The 21,944-nt window shown below is 64.7% G+C and carries 5 protein-coding genes; all 5 read left to right on the top strand.

The features are described from left to right. Window positions 1-131: 131 nt before the first annotated feature. The 5 genes from FRZ44_RS16045 (at window position 132) to FRZ44_RS16025 (ending at window position 21,513) form a co-directional block, all read left to right on the top strand. Entirely contained in the window at window positions 132-1,952 is a 1,821-nt protein-coding gene (locus FRZ44_RS16045) for a calcium-binding protein (RefSeq protein WP_151178135.1), read from the top strand. A gap of 364 nt (window positions 1,953-2,316) precedes the next feature. Then, complete coding sequence (locus FRZ44_RS27510; RefSeq protein WP_151178134.1) at window positions 2,317-9,828, top strand: calcium-binding protein; 7,512 nt, start codon at window positions 2,317-2,319, stop codon at window positions 9,826-9,828. Between the two features lie 779 nt (window positions 9,829-10,607). Continuing rightward, window positions 10,608-18,467, top strand: coding sequence for a calcium-binding protein (locus FRZ44_RS27330; RefSeq protein ID WP_151178133.1), 7,860 nt, complete (start codon window positions 10,608-10,610; stop codon window positions 18,465-18,467). Window positions 18,468-18,600: 133 nt separating this feature from the next. Beyond that, the gene (locus FRZ44_RS16030; RefSeq protein ID WP_151178132.1) at window positions 18,601-19,857 is read left to right on the top strand and encodes an MFS transporter; all 1,257 of its coding nucleotides are present in this window, start codon (window positions 18,601-18,603) and stop codon (window positions 19,855-19,857) included. A gap of 111 nt (window positions 19,858-19,968) precedes the next feature. After that, a complete protein-coding gene (locus FRZ44_RS16025) occupies window positions 19,969-21,513 on the top strand; it encodes a leucyl aminopeptidase (RefSeq protein ID WP_151178131.1) in 1,545 nt (514 codons plus the stop codon). The last annotated feature ends 431 nt before the right edge of the window (window positions 21,514-21,944 follow it).

Raw genomic sequence — 21,944 nt, 5'->3', positions numbered from 1 at the left:
GTTCCTCTTAACAACCAGGTTGAGAGGTGGTTAACCGGCCCGTTAGCTTCGCCCCCGACGCGCCGACGACGACGAGGTCGTCCACCGAGGCCCAGGTGAACACTCGGCGCGAATTCCCCAGGGGCCTAATAATGTCCAGCATCAAGAATTTCGGAAACGGCTTCGGCCAGAATGGTGACAAAGGCGTCAACATCGAAGGCACGAAGTGGGCCGATTTCATCCCCGGTTCCAACGGCGACGACAAACTCGATGGCCATGGCGGCAACGACACGATCGACGGCGGGAACGGCGACGACCGCATCCGCGGCCGCGATGGCGATGACAGCCTTCTCGGCGGCAATGGCGACGATACGATCGACGGCGGCAACGGCGACGACACCATCTATGGCTCTTTCGGCGACGACTCCATTCTTGGCGGGAACGGCAACGACGAAATCCATGCCGGCCTCGGTCGGGACACGGTCCGAGGCGGAAATGGTGACGACACGGTCTTCGGCGACACCACGGCCGATCGCCTCTCGGGCGACAATGGCAACGACCGCCTGGTCGGGTACGACGGCAACGACACGCTGAATGGCGGCAGGGGTGACGACACGCTGCATGGCGACAACGGCAATGACTCCATCGTCGGCGGCTTCGGCGACGATTCCGTGGTCGGCGGCGACGGCAACGACACCATTCTCGCCGGCGAGGGACATAACGTCGTCAAGGGCGATGCCGGCAACGACCTGATCTTTGCCGGCGCGGGCGGCGACACAATCCTGGGCGGCGAGGGCGACGACACGATCTATGGCGGCAACGGGCCGGATACGATCAATGGCGGCAATGGCGACGACCAGATCCATGCCGGCAACGGGCTCGACACCATCAGCGGCGGCGATGGCGATGACACGATCTTCGGCGACAGCCGGTCCGACTCCATCCTCGGCGCCGAGGGCAATGACCGCCTGCTCGCCTGGCTCGGCGACGACACCGTAAAGGGCGGCAATGGCGACGACACGCTCTATGGCGACAACGGCAATGACACGCTGATCGCCGGTAATGGGGACGATTCGGTCCTGGGCGGCGAAGGGCACGACACCATCGTCGGCGGCGACGGCAACGATCTGCTGCGTGGCAACAATGGCGACGACACGATCGATGGCGGCAACGGCAACGACACGATCGACGGCGGCAACGGCCATGACCTCCTGACCGGCGGAAGCGGCGCGGATTCGATCCTGGGAGGCGCCGGCGACGACACCATCCAGGCGGGGCCGGACGACGACACGGTCCATGGCGGCGAGGGCAATGACTTCATCACCGCCGTCGGCGGTCATGACGGTCTCTTCGGCGACAATGGCAACGACCAGATCTCCGGCGGCGATGACGACGACGAGATCTCGGGTGGCAACGGCAACGACCTGCTCTCGGGCAATGACGGCCAGGACCATATCCTCGGCGGCGGAGAGGACGACACGCTGAGTGGCGGATCGGGCGACGACACGCTCGATGGCGGGGGCGGGGTCAACCAGCTCTTCGGCGGCGACGGCAACGATCACCTGGTCTTCAACGACCTCGGCGATCGCTACGAGGGCGACAGCGGCATCGACAGCCTGGTGATCTCAGGCAGTGTTGATTTCACGCCCGGCGGCCAGAACACCGGCGGCATCGAGGTTCTCGACATGCGCAACGGCGCGTCCGACAGCGTCACGCTGAACGCGGCCGATGTGATGGATTTCGGCGGCAGCACCGGCGAGAGCTGGAACGGCCACACGATCGATCTCGTGGCGCGAGGCGATGCCGCCGGCGACAGCGTCGATCTGCGGAGCACCGGCGGGGTCCATTTCACGCTGCAGGCCAGCGGCGTCGCGCTGACCGATCCCGCTTATGGCGGGGTCGCTTTTGATGTCTATAGCGACGGCACGCACACCGTCGCCGTCGAGCAGGGTGTGGTTGTCACCGACAGTTGATTCAGCGCCGCCCTCACCTTGAACGCCGCGAACTTCATGAACCGGCGTCCCATCTCGGGGCGCCGGTTTTTGCTCGCCCGATTGCCGCCACCGCGCAATGGCCGTGGAGCTTTCCGGGAGTTAACCATGATCCGCGCCCGAGACCAGGCAATCGGCTCAAATCCGCGCTTTTTGGCGATTTATTACAGAGACTTAATCAGCGACCAAAATTACAAGTCGGACATCTACCACCTGGGTGTATCGCTTTGAGGCGCAAGCGCGTTGAGGCCTCTTAAGGGATCGCTAACCTTTGCCCCCGCGACGCAGAACCTCTGCGCGCCGGCGGCCCGCATGAAGCGCAGCCGCATCTATCGAGGGGGCACCCATGGCGACCGACTCCACCACTCCGATTTCTGGCGGCCAGGATCATTCCGCGGTGAATTCCGAAGCGCAGGGCATGAGCCCGGCGCATCCGAGCGCGGAAGGCCAGCAGGAGGCGAGCGCACAGGCGCAGGTGTCGGCGCAGCCGAACGCGGCCGCGACGAGCGAGGGCAACGCGCCGCAGGCCGACGCGGCCCAACCGGGCGACGTGCAACTCGCCGAGGTGAAAGTCGTCGAGGTCAAGGAACCGGCGGCCGGCGAGCATGTCGACATCCAGGTCGCGGCCGACGAGCAGCTCAAATTCGACTTCAGCATCGACAAATCGCAGATCACCCAGACCGCGGACGGCGTCGAGATCGTCACCCCCGATGGCGGCCATGTGCTCCTGGTCGGCATGACCATGGACGAGTTCCTGCTGGCGCTGGGCACGGGAGAAATCGTGACCGCCGCGGGCGGCGCGCAAGCCGGCACCGGGACCGCCAACACCGGCCATTTCCTGACCCCCTTTGGCCTGGCGGGCCTGCTGGCCGCCCTCCTTGACAACGGCCCGATCGGCCCGACGGCGCTGCTCTACGGCCTGCCCGAACCCCTGACCAATCCTTTCGATAAGCTGGACTTCCACAACTGCCTGTTCACGAACAACAACGACTGCGTGGACTTCGATTCAGTCACCGGCGCGGTCGGCTCCTTCTACGATCCCAGCTGCTTCTATCACGCCCTCGACGGCAACGATCATGTCTGGCTGCCCTCGAACCAAACCGAAGCCGACCAGATCCTCTACGACCCCAATCACGGGTTCTTCGGCGATTCCGGCAATGACAGCATCTTCGGCGGCGCGCTGAACGACATCGTCTCGGGCGGTTCGGGCAACGACAAGCTGGTTGGCGACACCACCTGCGACAGCCTGTTCGGCTCGAAGGGCGGGAATGGCGGCGACACGATTTCCTTCGGCGGCAGCAACGACACGCTGGTCGGTGACGACGGCAGCGACACGATCATCGGCGACCACATCATCGGCACCAACGGCGATGACAGCATCGGCGGCGACGATTCCCTGGTCGGCGGCAATGGCAGCGACCTGATCGTCGGGGACAAGCTGGTGGGCTCGGGCGGCGACGACACGCTCCACGGCAACGACACGATCGCGGGCGGCAACGACCGCGACCTCCTCGTCGGCGACAAGATGTTCGGCGGCATCGGCGACGATATGTTCGTCGGCCAGGATTCAATTCTCGGCGGTGCCGGCGACGATTCCGTCATCGGCGACAAGATGGTCGGCGGCCCCGGCGACGACGTCTTCTATGCCCAGGACACGATCGACGGCGGCGACGGCAACGACATCATCGTCGGCGACAAGATCTTCGGCGACCAGGGCGGGATCAACCAGGAGATCGCGACCTATCTCGATCAGTGCAACTGCGACGACACCATTCTTTCCTTCGCCAATGTCACGCTCGGCGAAGGCAGCGGGGACGACACCGTCTATGCCGGCGACAATATTTCGGGCGGCAACGGCAACGACTTCATCCTCGGCAGCGTGATCTCCGGTGGCAACGGCCAGGACCAGATCTGCGACGACGACACGATCCATGGCGACAACGGCAAGGACGTGATCATCGGCAGCTATATCTCTGGCGATGATGGCAACGACAGCATCAGCGACAACGACAAGCTCTATGGCGACAACGGCGACGATTCGATCCTCGGCGGCTACATCCAAGGCGGGGACGGCAACGACACGATCTCCGACAGCGACAAGATCTATGGCGGCAGCGGCAACGATTCCATTCACGGCGGCAAGGTATTCGGCGGCTCCGGCAACGACGTGATCGTCAACTTCGACACGATCTATGGCAACGACGGCAACGATCTGATCGCCGGCGATTCCATCTTCGGCGGGGACGGCAACGACACGATCAATGCCGGCGAGTGCATCAGCGGCGGCAATGGCGACGACAGCCTGGCCGGGAACTTCATCCGCGGTGACAACGGCAACGACAGCATCGACAACCACGACGACATCAGTGGCAACAACGGCGACGATTCGATCTTCGGCGGCGCCATCTATGGCGGCAACGGCGACGACACGATCGAGGCCGGCGACACCATTCACGGCGACAACGGTGACGACACGATCGAGGGCGACTATATCAACGGCGGCAACGGCAACGACTGGATCGACACGCACGACTTCATCTCGGGCGGCAATGGCGACGATTCGATCTTCGGCGGCAAGATCACCGGTGGTGAAGGCGACGACACGATCTATGCCGGCGACTGCATCAACGGTGACAATGGCGACGATACCATTTCCGGCAACGCCATCTATGGCGGCGAGGGCGACGACAGCATCGACAGCCACGACGACATCAATGGCGGCGCCGGCGACGATTCCATCTTCGGCGGCAAGATCTCCGGCGATGACGGCAATGACACGATCCATGCCGGCGACAACATCTCGGGCGGCAGCGGCAACGACACGATCTCCGGCGACGCCATCTATGGCGGCGCCGGCAACGATCTGATCTGCAGCGACGACCATATCGAGGGCAACGACGGCAACGATACGATCTCGGGCGGCTACATCTCGGGCGGCGCCGGCAACGACAGCATTTATGCCGGCGACTGCATCTCGGGCGGCAATGGCGACGACACCATCGCCGGCAACAACATCAACGGCGACAACGGCAACGACTACATCTCCAGCCACGACGACATCTCCGGCGACAACGGCGAAGACACCATCTTCGGCGGCAAGATCACCGGCGGCAGCGGCAACGACACGATCCATGCCGGCGACCACATCTCGGGCGGCAGCGGCAACGACACGATCGCGGGCGACGAGATTCAGGGCAACAACGGCAACGACCTGATCTGCAGCAACGATCACATCCAGGGCAACGACGGCAACGACACCATCGAGGGCGGGCTCATCGCCGGCGGCGATGGCAACGACAGCATCTATGCCGGCGACTGCATCTCGGGCGGCAACGGCGACGACACCATCGCCGGCAACACCATCCTGGGCGGCAACGGCAACGACTACATCTCCAGCCATGACGACATCGCCGGCGACAACGGCGAAGACACGATCTTCGGCGGCAAGATCGCGGGCGGGAATGGCGACGACACGATCCAGGCCGGCGACCACATCTCGGGCGGCAGCGGCAACGACACGATCGCTGGCGACTCCATCGAGGGCAACAACGGCAACGACCTGATCTGCAGCGACGATCATATCGAGGGCAACGACGGCAACGACACCATCGAGGGCGGGTTCATCGCCGGCGGCAACGGCGACGACAGCATCTATGCCGGCGACTGCATCTCGGGCGGCAATGGCGACGACACCATCGCCGGCAACACGATCAATGGCGACAACGGCAACGACTACATCTCGAGCCACGACGACATCGCCGGCGACAACGGCGAAGACACGATCTTCGGCGGTCTGATCACCGGCGGCGAGGGCAACGACACCGTCTGCGCGGGCGACAACATCTCGGGCGGCAGCGGCAACGACACGATCGCCGGCGACTCCATCGAGGGCAACGACGGCAACGACTACATCTCGAGCCACGATCACATCCAGGGCAACGACGGCAACGACACCATCGAAGGCGGCTTCATCGCCGGCGGGAATGGCGACGACAGCATCTATGCCGGCGACTGCATCTCGGGCGGCAATGGCGATGACACCCTCGCCGGCAACTCGATCTCCGGGGGCAATGGCAACGACAGCATCGACAGCCACGACGACATCACGGGCGACAACGGCGAAGATACGATCTTCGGCGGCAAGATCACGGGCGGCAGCGGCAACGACACGATCAGCGGCGGCGACTGCATCTCGGGCGGCGACGGCAACGACACGATCGCGGGCGACGAGATCCAGGGCAATGACGGCAACGACCTGATCTACAGCTACGACCATATCGAGGGTGACGACGGCAACGACAGCATCTCCGGCGGCCTGATCACCGGCAACGACGGCAACGACAGCATCTATACCGGCGACTGCATCTCCGGCGGCAATGGCCAGGACACCATCGACGGCAACGAGATCCAGGGCGACAACGGTGCGGACAGCATCGTCAGCCACGATCAGATCTACGGGAACAACGGCGAAGACATCATCCTCGGCGGCGTGATCTCCGGCGGCGAGGACAACGACACGATCCGGGCCGGCGACTACATCTCCGGCGGCGCCGGCAACGACATCATCTCCGGGGATTCGATCTTCGGCGACAATGGCGACGACAAGATCTTCGGCCAGGACACCATCACTGGCGGCGACGGCAACGACTCGATCCTCGGCGACAGCATCTTCGGCGGGAACGGCAACGACAAGCTGGTCGGTTCCGATACGATCGACGGCGGCAACGGCAACGACACCATCAATGGCGGGATGATTGCCGGCGGTGAAGGTAACGACTGCATCACCGACAATGACTCGATCGTCGCAGGCGACGGCAACGACACCGTCCTCGGCAGCTCGATCGAGGGCGGCAACGGCAACGACGACATCACCGACAACGACACCGTCTATGGCGGCGCTGGCGACGACACAATCGTCGGCAGCTCGATCGAAGGCGGCGACGGCGACGACACGATCAACGACAACGACTACATCGTCGCCGACGGCAACGACAGCATCCTGGGCGATTCGATCCGCGGCGGGAATGGGAACGACTACATCGTGGCCGACGACATCGTCTATGCCGGGGACGACGAAGATGTCGTGCGCGGCAGCTTCATCGATGCGGGCGACGGCAACGACTATGTCGTCGACCAGGACACGCTCTTCGGCGGCAACGGGAACGACACGCTGGTGGGTGATTCGATCGCCGGTGGGGCCGGCGACGACACCATCTATGCCAATGACGCGATCGACGGCGGCGACGGCAATGACTCGATCGTCGGCGACGGCAGCATCGTCGGCGGCGAGGGTGGCGACGTCATCCATGCCGGCGACAACATCACCGGCGGCAACGGCGACGACACCATCTGGGGCGACGCGCCGGGCCCGAACGACGGTCTGTTCGGCGAGACCGTCTATGCGGCCGACCTGATCCACGGCAACAACGGCGACGACTACATCCATGGCGGGGCCGGCAACGACACCATCTATGGCGACGACGGTAACGACTCGATTTTCGGCGACAACGGCAACGACAGCATCGATGGCGGGTTCGGCGACGACACCATCCATGGCAACGAGGGCAACGACACCATCGACGGAGGGAACGGCAACGACTCCATCTATGGCGACAATGGCGACGACAGCCTCTTCGGCAACTATGGCGACGACACGATCTTCGGTGGCAACGGCAGCGACAAGATCGGCGGCGGCCAGGATAACGACTCCCTGCTGGGCGAGAACGGCAACGACACCATCAATGGCGACGAAGGTGCCGACACCGTCCGGGGCGGCGAGGACGATGACAGCCTGAGCGGCGGCGACGGCAACGACAGCGTCTATGGCGACAACGGCAACGACACGCTCTATGGCGGTGCCGGCGACGACACGGTGCTGGGCGGCAATGGCGACGACTCCATCGATGGCGACGCCAACTTCGTCGACGGCAACGACAGCCTGCTGGGCGAGAACGGCAACGACACCATCTACGGCAATGTCGATCAGGACACGATCCTGGGCGGCAACGGCAACGACTCGGTCGATGGCGGCGATGGCAACGACACCATCCTCGGCAACAACGGCCATGACACGCTGGCCGGCGGCAACGGCGACGACACCATCCATGGCGACGACGGCCTGGCTCAGAACGGCAACGACCAGATCTTCGGCGACAACGGCAACGACTCGCTCTATGGCGACAATGGCGATGACACCATCCATGGCGGCGAGGACCAGGACACCATCCTGGGCGGCAACGGCAACGACCAGCTCAATGGCGACAACGGTCAGGACTCGATCCTGGGCGGTGACGGTTCCGACACCATCGACGGCGGCGACGGCAACGACCTAATCGCCGGCGGCGTCGGCAGCGATCTCATCCTCGGCGGCAACGGCAACGACACCATCGAGGGCGACGACAGTGCCGACACGATCGATGGCGGCAACGGCGACGATCACATCACGGGCGATGCCGGCAACGACTCGATCTTCGGCGGCGACGGCAACGACAACATCACGGGCGATGCCGGCGACGACAAGATCGAGGGCGGCAACGGCAACGATCGTCTTGACGGCGGCAATGCCGGCGAAGACACGCTGAGCTACGCCCATGCGGGCGGCGCCGTGAGCGTCGATCTGGGCACCGGCATCGCGACCGGCGCCGAGGGCACCGATACCGTCAGCAACTTCGAGGATCTGACGGGCTCGAACTTCGACGACACGCTCAACGGCGACAGTCTGGATAACGTCATCCTCGGCGGTGGCGGTGCCGATCTCATCCACGGCAATGGCGGCAACGACACGATCGTCGGCGACGGCGGAGCCGACGGCAACGACACCCTCTACGGCGACAACGGCAATGACAGCATCCTGGGCGATGTCGACAACGACCATATCTATGGCGGCGACGGCAACGATACCCTCGATGGCGGCGACGGCAACGACACGATCAATGGCGGCGACGGCAACGACCTTGCCCATGGCCGCGCCGGTAACGACTACATCTTCGACGGCAAGTTCGACAACGGCAACGACACGTTCTCCGGCGACGACGGCAACGACACGCTCTACGGCGGCGACGGCAACGACAGCCTCGACGGCGGCAACGACAACGACGAGCTGCACGGCGACAACGGCAACGACACGCTGTTCGGTGGCGAGGGCAACGACACGCTCTTCGGCGGCAGCGACAACGACCAGCTCTCCGGCGGGAACGGCACCGACAGCCTGTCTGGCGACAATGGCAACGACACGTTGAACGGCGGCGGGGACAACGACACCCTGTTCGGCGGCGACGGCAACGATCAGCTGAACGGCGACAACGGCAACGACAGTCTCGACGGCGGCAACGGCAACGACACGATCCATGGCGGCGACGGCAACGATACGTTGACCGGGGCCGGCAGCTCGCACGACCAGCTGTTCGGCGACAACGGCAACGACCTGCTGCTGTTCGGCGATCACGGCGCCACCTATAACGGCGGCAACGGCGTCGACACCTTGTTCGTCGGAGGCGGTGGCGGGGTCAACTTCTCGACCTTCACCCAGGACGTGTCGCATGTGGAGCGGCTGGACATGACGGATGGCGACTCGACCGACACGCTGACGCTGAGCGCGAACGACATCCTCGACTTCTCGAGCACCAGCGACAGCACGGAGTCCAATGCGGGCGGGGCGATCAAGCTCTTCATCACCGGCAATACCTCGGGCTCGCACGACAACGTCGATATCCCGCTCGGCACCGGCGACAACCAGTGGCATACGACCGGCGCGAGCATCACGCCCACCGATCCGGGTTACGGTGGCGCCACCTTCGATGTCTACACGGACAATGCCGGCCACCAGATCGCGATCCAGCAGGGTCTCGATGTGACCTGATCGGCGGACGCGATATCCGATCTCATGAGAAGGCGGGCGTCCCAGGCAGGGGCGCCCGCTTTTCTTTTGCGGCGGCAACGGCGACGACAGCCGTCCGGAGCCGGCAATTCGCACGACGGTCTGTTCAGGGACGACGGCAACGACCAGCTGGTATTCGGCGATCGTGGGCCTACCCGGCTTATGGAGGGCCAGGCGTCACCTCCGACATCTATAGCGACAGCAATGGCACGGTGATCGCCGTCGAGGACGGCGTCACGGCGATCACGAACGGAAGATCGAGGCAGGCTGGGGTTTCGGGGGCGCCTCCCGCTGGGGCGCCCCCTCTGCATTTGTACATCGTCTCGGACGGCCCGACCGTCCTCCATCCGGCAGCGTCTAGCTGTGACGGATCGGGATCCGGAAAGGGCCCATCTTCACCGCGGATAGCGGTATGTCCGCGGGCGCCCGTGTCTCTTTCCTGGACGGAACCGAATCCAGGAGCCCTCCAGGGCAAGGGAATGCCCTCGGAAAAGGTGTCAGCCTTCTGTATCTCCAGCCATCATTGTCAATTTCTCATGAAAAAACCGATATATACATCGGTGCAGCCCTCTCCGGCATTTGCCGAAACTGCCGGATAGTTACCGTTCACTGTCAAACAGTTGGCGCTCGCCTCATCGATTAATCTACGGTTAATACCACCAGGATGTATCGGTTTGCTTTCCGAATCCCTATCGGCAAGTTAAAAAATCACTAATGTTCCCTCGACAACCTGCGGCAAATCCGCATGTGACGTGACGCTCATGAAGAGCGGCATTGCAATCGACGGGGGCAAGACCATGGCGAACGATTCCAGCACTTCCATCACTTCGGTGAGCGGCAGCGACCAGCATTCGGACGCGAAGGGCGCGCCCGAGGGCAGCACGCCGAGTGCAAATCAGGCGCCTCAGCCCGGCGCGGATGCAGCCCCCGAAGCGAGCGCTGCCACGGCGCAGCCGAGCGGCGCGACGCCGGTTCAACCGGGCGATGTCCAACTCGCCGAAGTGAAGGTCGTGGAGGTCAAGGAACCTGCGGCCGGCGAGCATGTCGACATCCAGGTCGCGGCCGACGAGCAGCTCAAGTTCGACTTCAGCATCGACAAGTCGCAGATCACCCAGACCGCCGATGGCGTCGAGATCGTCACCCCCGATGGCGGCATCGTGCTCCTGGTCGGCATGACCATGGACGAGTTCCTGCTGGCGCTGGGTACGGGCGAAATCGTGACCGCCGCGGGCGGCGCCCAGGCCGGCACCGGCGCGGCGAACACCGGCCATTTCCTGACCCCCTTCGGCCTGGCGGGCCTGCTGGCCGCGCTCCTCGACAACGGTCCGATCGGCCCCACGGCGCTGCTCTACGGCCTGCCGGAGCCCTTGCCCAACCCGGAGGACCGGGATCTTTTCCACAACTGCCTGTTCACCCCGAACAACGATTGCGTGGATTTCGATTCCGTCACCGGCGCGGTCGGCGTGTTCTATGACGAGGACTGTTTCTATCACGCCCTCGAGGGCGACGATCACGTCTGGCTGCCGACGAACTGGACTGAGGCCAACGAGATTCTCTACGACCCGAACCACGGGTTCTTCGGCGATTCCGGCGACGACACCATCGTCGGCGGCACGCTGAACGACATCGTCGATGGCGGCACCGGCGACGACAAGCTGCTGGGCGATACGACCTGCGACAGCCTGTTCTCCTGCAAGGGCGGCAACGGCGAGGACCCGTACGGCGGCAAGCATTTCGGCGGCAGCAACGACACGCTGCTCGGCGGCGACGGCAACGACTTCGTCATCGGCGACCACATCATCGGCACCTATGGCGACGACAAGATCATCGGCCATGATTCGCTGCTCGGCGGCGACGGCAACGACACCGTCGTCGGCGACAAGATGATGGGCAACTGCGGCGACGACAAGCTGTTCGGCAACGACACGATCGATGGCGGCAACGGCACCGACTTCCTGGTCGGCGACAAGATGTTCGGCGACGAGGGTTACGACACGCTCTGCGGCAACGACGACATCTATGGCGGCGAGGGCAACGACCTCATCGTCGGCGACAAGATGGTCGGCGGCGCCGAGGACGACAGCATCGATGGGCGGGACTACATCGACGGCGGCGACGGCAACGACGTCATCGTCGGCGACAAGATCTTCGGCGACGACAGCTGCACCCTGCCGGAGCAAGTGGTCTCCTACCAGGACAAGTGCGATTGCGGCTGCGACTGCGAAGAAGAAACTGTCCTGCCGGAGGATCTGACCGACGCCCGCCTGGTTGAGAGCGACAAGGTGTTCGGTAAGGGCGACGACTGCGTGCCCGAGCTGCTCACCTGCGGCGAAGGCTATTGCGACGGCAACGACACGATCGACGGGTCGGACGACATCTATGGCGGCCAGGGCAACGACAAGATTGTCGGCAGCCTGATCGCCGGCGGCGGCGGCAACGACTGGATCACCGACAACGACTACATCTCGGGCGACTGCGGCGACGACAAGATTCTCGGCGGCTATATCGAGGGCGACACCGGCAACGACCTCATCGTCGACAACGACTACATCCAGGGCGGCGACGGCAACGACAAGATCGTCGGCAGCGCCATCACGGGCGGCGATGGCAACGACTGCATCACCGACGACGACAAGATCTATGGCGGTGACGGCAATGACCTGATCTCCGGCGGCTTCGTCACCGGCGCGGACGGCAACGACGACATCAACGACCACGACTTCATCTCGGGCGGCTCGGGCAACGACAGCATTTCGGGCGGCGAGATCTGCGCGGGCGACGGCAACGACCAGGTGAATGCCGGCGACTGCATCACCGGCGGGTCGGGCAACGACACGATCGAAGGCAACAATATATCCGGCGGCAGCGGCAACGACGTCATCTGCAGCAGCGACGACATCTCCGGCGGCAACGGCGACGACAGCATCTTTGGCGGCGCCATTTCGGGCGGGTCGGGCAACGACACGATCGATGCCGGCGATAACATTTATGGCGGGGAAGGCAACGACACGATCGCCGGCGACTCCATCCTTGGCGATTGCGGCAACGACAGCATCGACAGCCACGACCATATCGAGGGCAACGACGGCAACGATCTGATCTATGGCGGCACCGTCGCGGGTGGCGAGGGCAACGACAGCATCAATGCCGGCGACTGCATCTCGGGCGGCAATGGCGACGACTTCATCCAGGGCAACCGGATCTCCGGCGGCGAGGGCAACGACGACATCAGCAGCCACGACGACATCTACGGCAACAACGGCAAAGACAACATCTTTGGCGGCAAGATCTCGGGTGATGACGGCAACGACAGCATCCATGCCGGCGACGACATCTATGGCGGCGGCGGCAACGATACGATCGAGGGCGATGCCATCTATGGCAACGACGGCAACGATCTGATCTGCGCCAACGACCATATCGAGGGCAATGACGGCAACGACACCATCGAGGGCGGCTACATCTCGGGCGGGTCGGGCAACGACACAATCCATGCCGGCGACTGCATCTCGGGCGGCAATGGCGACGACACCATCGCCGGCGACACCATCTATGGCGGTGACGGCAACGACAACATCAGCAGCCATGACGATATTTCCGGCAATAACGGCAAGGACAATATCTTCGGCGGCAAGATCGGCGGCGATGACGGTAACGACACGATCCACGCCGGTGACCACATCTATGGCGGCAGCGGCAACGACACCATCGACGGCAATTCCATCTACGGCAACGACGGCAACGATCTGATCTGCAGCACCGACCATATCGAGGGCAACGACGGCAACGACACCATCGAAGGCGGCTTCATCGCCGGCGGCAACGGCGACGACACCATCGATGCCGGCGACTGCATCGCGGGCGGTAACGGGGACGACACGATCTCCGGCGACTCGATCAACGGCGACAACGGCAACGACTCGATCGACACCCACGACCACATCTTCGGCGACAACGGCCAAGACACGATCTTCGGCGGCAAGATCTCGGGCGGGAACGGCGCCGATACGATCGATGCCGGCGACTGCATCTCGGGCGGCAGCGGCAACGACACCATTGCCGGCAATCACATCTCGGGCGGCAACGGCGACGACAGCATCGAGAGCCACGACCACATCGTCGGCAACGACGGCGACGACAGTATCTTCGGCGGCCAGATCGAGGGCGACGAGGGCAACGACACCATCGTTGCCGGCGACTGCATCTCGGGCGGCAATGGCGACGACACCATCCAGGGCGACTCGATCGACGGCAATCAGGGCAACGACAGCATCGACAGCCACGACCATATCTTCGGCGACAACGGCGAAGACTCGATCTTCGGCGGCGCGATCCATGGCGATCCGGGCAACGACACGATCGGCGCTGGTGATTGCATCACTGGTGGCTCGGGCAACGACACCATCGCCGGCAACAGCATCTTCGGCGACGATGGCGACGACAGCATCGACAGCCATGACGACATCCAGGGCAACGACGGCGAGGACTCGATCGTCGGCGGCAACATCGAGGGCGGCAACGGCAACGACTCCATCGACGCCCACGACAGCATCGACGGCGGCGAGGGCGGGGACACCGTCCGCGGCGACAGCGTCTTCGGCGGGAACGGTGGCGACATCATCACCGGCTACGACACCATCGACGGCGGCGACGATGCCGACACGATCCATGGCGGCCATATCGAGGGCGGGAACGGCAACGATTACCTCAATTCCCGCGATTCGATCCTCGGCGGCAATGGCGGGGACACGATCTCCGGCGACGACGTCTATGGCGACCAGGGCGACGACAATCTCAACGGCAATGACACCATCCTCGGCGGCGACGATGCCGACACGATCTTCGGCGGCTCCCTCTTTGGTGGCACCGGCAACGACCGGTTCTATGTCGGCGACCGCATCGAAGGCGGCGAGGGCGGGGACACTCTGGTCGGCAACAGCATTCATGGCGACGGGAGCGACAGCATCCCCGGCGACGGGGATGACGACAGCATCGTCAGCCACGACACCATCCTCGGCGGCGCGGGTGCCGACACCATCCTCGGCGGCGTGATCGACGGCGATGGCGGCAATGGCAATGGCGGCAACGACACCGTCGACGCCGGCGACACCATCAATGGCGGCTCGGATAACGACACGATCGTCGCGGATTTCATCCACGGCAATGACGGGAACGATACGCTTTACAGCCGTGACAACATCGTTGGCGATGGCGATTTCGGCGGCAATGGCGACGACTCGATCGTCGGCGACTCGCTCTTCGGCGACAATGGCAACGACAAGCTCGTCGGTAGCGACACGATCAACGGCAACAACGGCGACGACTACATCCTCGGCGGCGTGCTTCAGGGCGGCGAGGGCGAGGACACCATCGCCGATCACGACACGATCTTCGGCGGGGACGGCGACGACACGATCCTTGGCAGCTCCATCGGCGGCGGCGACGACAACGACGGGATCGATGACGCCGACACGATCGTCGGCGGCCTCGGCAGCGACACCGTCATCGGCAGCGACATCGACGGCGGCAACGGCGACGACACCATCAGCGACATGGACTCGATCACGACCGACGGCGACGACAGCGTCCTCGGCGACTCGATCGATGGCGGCGACGGCAACGACTCCATCAATGGCGGCGACACGGTCCGGACCGACATCGGCAACGACATGGTGATCGGCAGCCTGATCCTGGGCGGCCTCGGCAGCGACGTGATCTACGACAACGACTATGTCGATGCCGGCAACGACCAGGACACGGTCCTCGGCAGCAAGATCGAGGGCGGCAACGGCAACGACTACATCCAGGACAATGACTACATCCTGGGTGGCTACGGCGACGACACGCTGGTCGGCGACTCGATCCTGGGCGGCGAAGGCAACGACACCATCGTCGGGGCCGATCGCATCGAGGGTGGCAATGGCAACGACTCCATCATCGGCGATGGCCATGTGCTCGGCGGCAACGGCAACGACCTCGTCAACGGCGAGGACACCATCCTCGGCGGCTTCGGCGAAGACACCATCTTCGGCGACAACCCGGATGGCAGCGAAACGCTGGCCGGCGAAACCCTCCTCGCGGCAGACCTGATCTATGGCGGCTTCGGCAACGACGTCATCCATGGCGGCGCGGGCAACGACACGATCTACGGCGACAACGGCAACGACACGCTCTACGGCGACAACGGCAACGACTACATCGAGGGCGGGTACGGCTACGACACCATCTATGGCGGCGATGGCAACGATAAGGTCCATGGCGGCTACGACGACGACACCATCCTTGGCGGCAACGGCAACGACCAGCTGTTCGGCGACAAGGGCAACGACACCATCCATGGCGACAACGACAACGACGCGATCGATGGTGGCGAGGGCAACGACTCGCTCTATGGCGACAACGGCAACGACACGATCTATGGCGGTGCCGGCGCCGACACGGTGCTGGGCGGCGAGGGCGACGACTCCATCGACGGCGACGCCGATCTCGTAGACGGCAATGACAGCCTGCTCGGCGAGAACGGCAACGACACCATCTACGGCAATGTCGATCAGGACACGATCCTGGGCGGCAACGGCAACGACTCGGTCGATGGCGGCGATGGCAACGACACCATCCTCGGCAATAACGGCCATGACACGCTGGCCGGCGGCAACGGCGACGACACCATCCATGGCGACGACGGCCTGGCTCAGAACGGCAACGACCAGATCTTCGGCGACAACGGCAACGACTCGCTCTATGGCGACAATGGCGACGACACCATCCATGGCGGCGAGGATCAGGACACCATCCTGGGCGGCAACGGCAACGACCAGCTCAATGGCGACAACGGTCAGGACTCGATCCTGGGCGGTGACGGTTCCGACACCATCGACGGCGGCGACGGCAACGACCTAATCGCCGGCGGCGTCGGCAGCGATCTCATCCTCGGCGGCAACGGCAACGACACCATCGAGGGCGACGACAGTGCCGACACGATCGATGGCGGCAACGGCGACGATCACATTACGGGCGATGCCGGCAACGACTCGATCTTCGGCGGCGAAGGCAACGACAACATCACCGGCGACCAGGGCGACGACAAGATCGAGGGCGGCAACGGCAACGATCGTCTCGACGGCGGCAATGCCGGCGACGACACGCTGTCCTATGCCCATGCGGGCGGCGGCGTTACCGTCAACCTGGCCACTGGTTCTGCGACCGGTGCGGCAGGTACGGACACCGTCAGCAATTTCGAGAACGTCACGGGCTCGAACTTCGATGACTCGATCACCGGCGACAGCCTCAACAACGTCCTGCTGGGCGGGAACGGGGCCGACACCATCCGTGGCGGTGGCGGCGACGACACGATCCTGGGCGATGGCGGTGCCGACGGCAACGACGTGCTCTTCGGCGACAACGGCAACGACAGCATCCTGGGCGACGTCGACGACGACTACATCGAAGGTGGCAATGGCAACGACACGCTTTACGGCGGCGACGGCAACGACACGCTGCGCGGCAGCAATGGCGACGACATCGGCCATGGCGGCAACGGCAACGACCGCATCTACGAGGATAGCGGCGAGACCGGCGACAACGGCAACGACACCTACTTCGGCGACGACGGCAACGACACGATCAGTGGCGGCTACGGCAACGACTACCTCTCCGGTGGCGCTGGCAACGACAGCCTGAATGGCGATTACGGCAACGACACCCTGGTGGCCTACAGCGACTTCGACAACAACAATGACACCTTTGCCGGTGGCAGCGGGTTCGACGTGGTCGATTTCTCCGGCAATGACTCGCTCCATACAGTGAGTCTTAGCCTCGACCACAGCGGCAACGGGACCGCATCTCTGCCTGGCGGTAGCGATGATTGTACGCTGAACAGCATTGAGGGCATCATCGGCAGCCAGGGCAACGACACCATCTCGGGCAGCACGATCGGTGGCCAGAACAACTGGTTCGATGGCCAGGGCGGCGACGACAGCCTGAGCGGCGGCAATGGCTCCGACACTCTCGACGGCGGCGAAGGCAACGACACGCTGCGGGGCCAGGACAGTAACGACCTGCTGAACGGCGGCAACGGCAATGACAGCCTTGACGGCGGCAGCGGCAACGACACGGTGAATGGCGGCAACGGCGACGACACGCTGACGGGTGCCGGCTCCTCGAACGACGGTCTGTTCGGCGGTGAAGGCAACGACCAGCTGGTGTTCAACCACCACGATGCCAACTATGACGGCGGCAACGGCCACGACGGACTGAAGGTGACCGGCAACGAGAACTTCACCACCTTCGACCAGCAGACCAGCGGTATCGAAATGCTGGATATGCGCAGCGGCGCGGCCAACACGGTCACGATCAATGCGGCCGACGTGCTCGACTTCTCCGAGCCGGCGGCGGTTTCGACGGGCGAAAGCTTCAACGCCAATACGATCGACCTGATCGTGCGCGGCGAGAGCGGTGACCAGTTGAACCTCAACGCGACTGGCACTCACCACTTCACATTGCAAGGCACCATGTCGATGACCGACCAGAACGTCTACGGCTCGGGCACCTTCAACGTCTACGCCGACGACCAAGGCAACTACGTCGCGGTGGAGCAGACGGTGGCCACGACTGCCAACTGATCGACGATCTAGAGACGGTTCTTTCACTACCGTTGGCGGGCGCCCTGTCTGGGGGCGCCCGCTTTTTTGGGGCCCGCCGGGTTCTATTTCTGAACTATTTGCAGCCCCCGGGGCCCGGCTAGGATGCCGGCCCATGAAACATTGGCATCTGACCGATTGGGTCGTCCTCGCCGTCGCCTTCCTGGTGCTGGCGCTATCCTTCTCAGCCCGATCCCTCCTGGGTCTTACCATGCCGGCGCTCGAGACCGAGCTCGGCTGGAGCCGCAGTCTCTCCTCCTCGGCCATGTCGCTGGCCCTGGTGGTGATGGGCTGCGTGGCGCCGCTGTCGGGGGCGCTCGTGGACCGCTTCGGCGCGCGCGCGATCCTTTGCGCCGGCCTCGGGGCGGTGGGGGTGGGGGTGGCGCTCGCCGCCAGCGTCGCCGCCAGCTGGCAGTTCTTCGCGAGCTTCAGCCTTCTGGCGGGGCTGGGCTTCGGCATGGCCGCCAACCATGTGGTGGCGACGCTGATGAGCCGGCGCTTCGAGGAAGGCCGCGGCCTTGCTGTCGGTATCGCCACGGCCGGCTCGACCGCGGGCCAGCTGCTGCTCATCCCGGTGCTGTCGGAAGTCATGACCGCCACCGGCGGCTGGCGGTCGAGTTATTGGGCCGTAGGCATCAGCTGTCTGGCCGTCATCCCGATGACCTGGATGCTTGTCAGCCGCCAGGGCCGCGCCGCAGAGCTCGCGCGCGATCATCTGCCGGCGCGACGCGCCGAAGCGGCGCTGCCGCTCGATGAGCGCCTCCGCTACATCTTCACCAACACCGCTTTCTGGCTGCTGGCGGCCGGCTTTTTCATCTGCGGCATCACCACGACGGGCGTGATCGAGACCCATCTGCTGCCCTATGCGGCGGCCTGCGGTTTCCCGCCGCTCGAGAGCGCCACCGCCTATGGCGTGCTCTCGGCCTTCAACCTGTTCGGCATGGTGCTGGCGGGGCGCCTCTCGGACCAGATGAACCGGCCGCTGCTCTTGGGTGCGATCTATATCTTCCGCGCGCTCTGTTTCATCCTGCTGATCTTCGTCGCGCGCGACGTCTCGCTGCTCTTCGTCTTCGCGGTGCTGTTCGGGATATTCGACTATTCGACCTTCGTGGTGACGGCGAGCCTCGTCTCGACCCATATCGGCCTGCGCGTGATGGGGCTGGCCATGGGGCTGCTCTCGGCGTCCCACTCCCTGGGCGCCGCGATCGGCAGCTTCGGCGGCGGCTATCTCTTCGATCTCTTTGCCCGCTATGAGTGGGTCTGGGTGGTATCGATCGTCCTGGCCTTGGGGGCAGGGCTGCTCTCCTTCTTGATTCGGGAGAAACCGGACCGCGCGGCGGTTGTGGAACTCTTGCCCGCTCCCGCTCACTAACGGGTAACCGGTCGCCAAGACCACGGTTCTGGCCCTCCCGCAAACCTTTCCGGGTCGCTATGATCGTGGCTGCCCTCCAAGCCGCTCTCCCAACCAGGACAACCTCCCCTAATGCGCGTTCGTTTCCTCGACAAGCTCCCGGCAAAATTGCCGGTTCTGGCCGTCTGCCGCTCCGACGAGGCCGGCCTCCTGCCGGCGGCGCGGCGGGTCAACCAGCTCCTGAAGGGCGCCCTTGCGCGCGCCGGCCAGCGCCCCCGACCGGAAGAGGACGAGGGGCCCTCGGTCGTCGAATTGACGGCGCCCAGGGCGATCAAGAGCCGGCGCGTCCTGCTGCTGGATCTGGGACGCCGGCGCCGGCTCGACCGCGCGCGGGCCGAGGCCGCGGGAGCCGCCCTGGCGAGGGCAGTGGCCCAGGCCGGGGAGAGCGAGGTGGTGCTGGTGCTGGATCATCCGGAGCAGGCGGCGCTGGGCGCGCCGGAGCTGGCGGCACATCTGGCCCTGGGCGCGCGGCTCGGCGCCTACCGTTTCGACCGCTATCGCACCAAGGCGCGCCCCGAGGATCCGATCGGCCGGCTCGAGACCCTGTGGATCGTGACGCCGGCCGCCGCGGCCGCGCAAGGCGCCTGGCGCCGGCTGGGGCCGGTCGCCGCCGGCGTCGAGCTGGCGCGCGATCTCGCCAACGAGCCTTCCAATGTGATCACACCGGACGGCTTCATCGAACGCACACGCCAGGCGCTGGGCCCGCTGGGTGTCGAGATCGCGGTCATGGACGAGAAGAAGCTCGCCAGGCTCGGCATGAACGCGATGCTGGCGGTGGGCGCCGGCAGCGAGAACAAGCCGCGATTGCTCCTGCTGCGCTGGCGCGGCGCCCCGGGCCGGCCCTTCGCCTTCGTCGGCAAGGGCGTCACCTTCGATACCGGCGGCATCTCGATCAAGAAGGCCGCCGGCATGGAGGAGATGAAGGCGGACATGTCGGGTGCTGCCGCCGTGGTGGGCTTGATGCGGGCGCTCGCCGGCCGGCGCGCCAAGGTGCCGGCGATCGGCGTGGCGGCCCTGGTCGAGAACATGCCCTCGGGTACCGCCTATCGGCCGGGCGACGTGATCAAGACCTTTTCGGGCAAGACGCTCGAGATCGTCGATACCGACGCCGAGGGCCGCGTCGTGCTTTCCGACGCCCTGGCCTTCACCGTGCAGAAGTTCCGCCCGCGCGCCATGATCGATCTCGCCACGCTCACCTATGCGGTGCTGGCGGCGCTGGGCCAGGCCTATTCCGGCATCTTCTCCAATGACGACAAGCTCGCCGAACGGCTGCTGGCGGCGGGACAGGCGACCGGCGACCGGCTCTGGCGCCTGCCGCTCGATCCCGAATATGAGCGCAACCTCAAATCCCAGATTGCGGACCTGCGCCAATGCGCGCCCGACGATGCCTTCGCCGACGCGTCCCATGGCGCGCAGCTGCTGCAGAACTTCGTCGACGGCACCCCCTGGGCCCATCTCGACATCGCCGGCCGCATGTTCGGCAAGCGCGACGATGACGGCAACTGGCCCGGCTCGCCGGGATTCGGGGTCAGGTTGCTCGACGCGTACCTGGCGGAGCGCGAGACGGATCTGGCGAGCAGCGCCAAGCCGGCCGCGGCGAGGCGGGCAAAGGCTTGAGCTCGCCTTTCTTCGCTCCTGCCTCTTCTCCTCCGTAACCAGGGGGCGAAGGGGGGCGGAGTGGGGCGGCGGCAGAGGGACATCAATCCCAATGTGGAACTGGCTGAAACAGCCGGCCCTCAGATCGAAACCGCGCGAGAAATGGGATTCGCAGGAAGGTCGCCGTTATCGCCAGGGCTGGATGGCGGCAGGGACCGTTTTGGGGCAAGATCCGTCGGCCACGGTCACCTGCCCAAGTTGCGGAATTGGCATTCTCGTCGTGACGGACGCGATGTTTTCCGATGGCAGCGGCGTGGAACGCTGGATGCGATGCAACGTTTGCAGGCATGCCAACACAATGCTCATGCGAAATCGGCCGCCGTCCCCGCAGGGTAGTACCTGACATGGTGCACACGCCTCACGACCTCGGCTCTGCCCCTGCTTCGGCGCCT

It is taken from the genome of Hypericibacter terrae (assembly GCF_008728855.1).
Lineage (GTDB): Bacteria > Pseudomonadota > Alphaproteobacteria > Dongiales > Dongiaceae > Hypericibacter > Hypericibacter terrae.
Note: the sequence above shows the minus strand (reverse complement) of the source record. Positions and strands in the feature narration are given on the sequence as shown.

Excerpts from the sequence above, each read along its gene's own strand:
- FRZ44_RS27510 (WP_151178134.1), top strand. The coding sequence starts at position 2,317 with ATGGCGACCGACTCCACCACTCCGATTTCTGGCGGCCAGGATCATTCC.
- FRZ44_RS16030 (WP_151178132.1), top strand. The coding sequence starts at position 18,601 with ATGAAACATTGGCATCTGACCGATTGGGTCGTCCTCGCCGTCGCCTTC.
- FRZ44_RS27330 (WP_151178133.1), top strand. The coding sequence starts at position 10,608 with ATGAAGAGCGGCATTGCAATCGACGGGGGCAAGACCATGGCGAACGAT.
- FRZ44_RS16025 (WP_151178131.1), top strand. The coding sequence starts at position 19,969 with ATGCGCGTTCGTTTCCTCGACAAGCTCCCGGCAAAATTGCCGGTTCTG.
- FRZ44_RS16045 (WP_151178135.1), top strand. The coding sequence starts at position 132 with ATGTCCAGCATCAAGAATTTCGGAAACGGCTTCGGCCAGAATGGTGAC.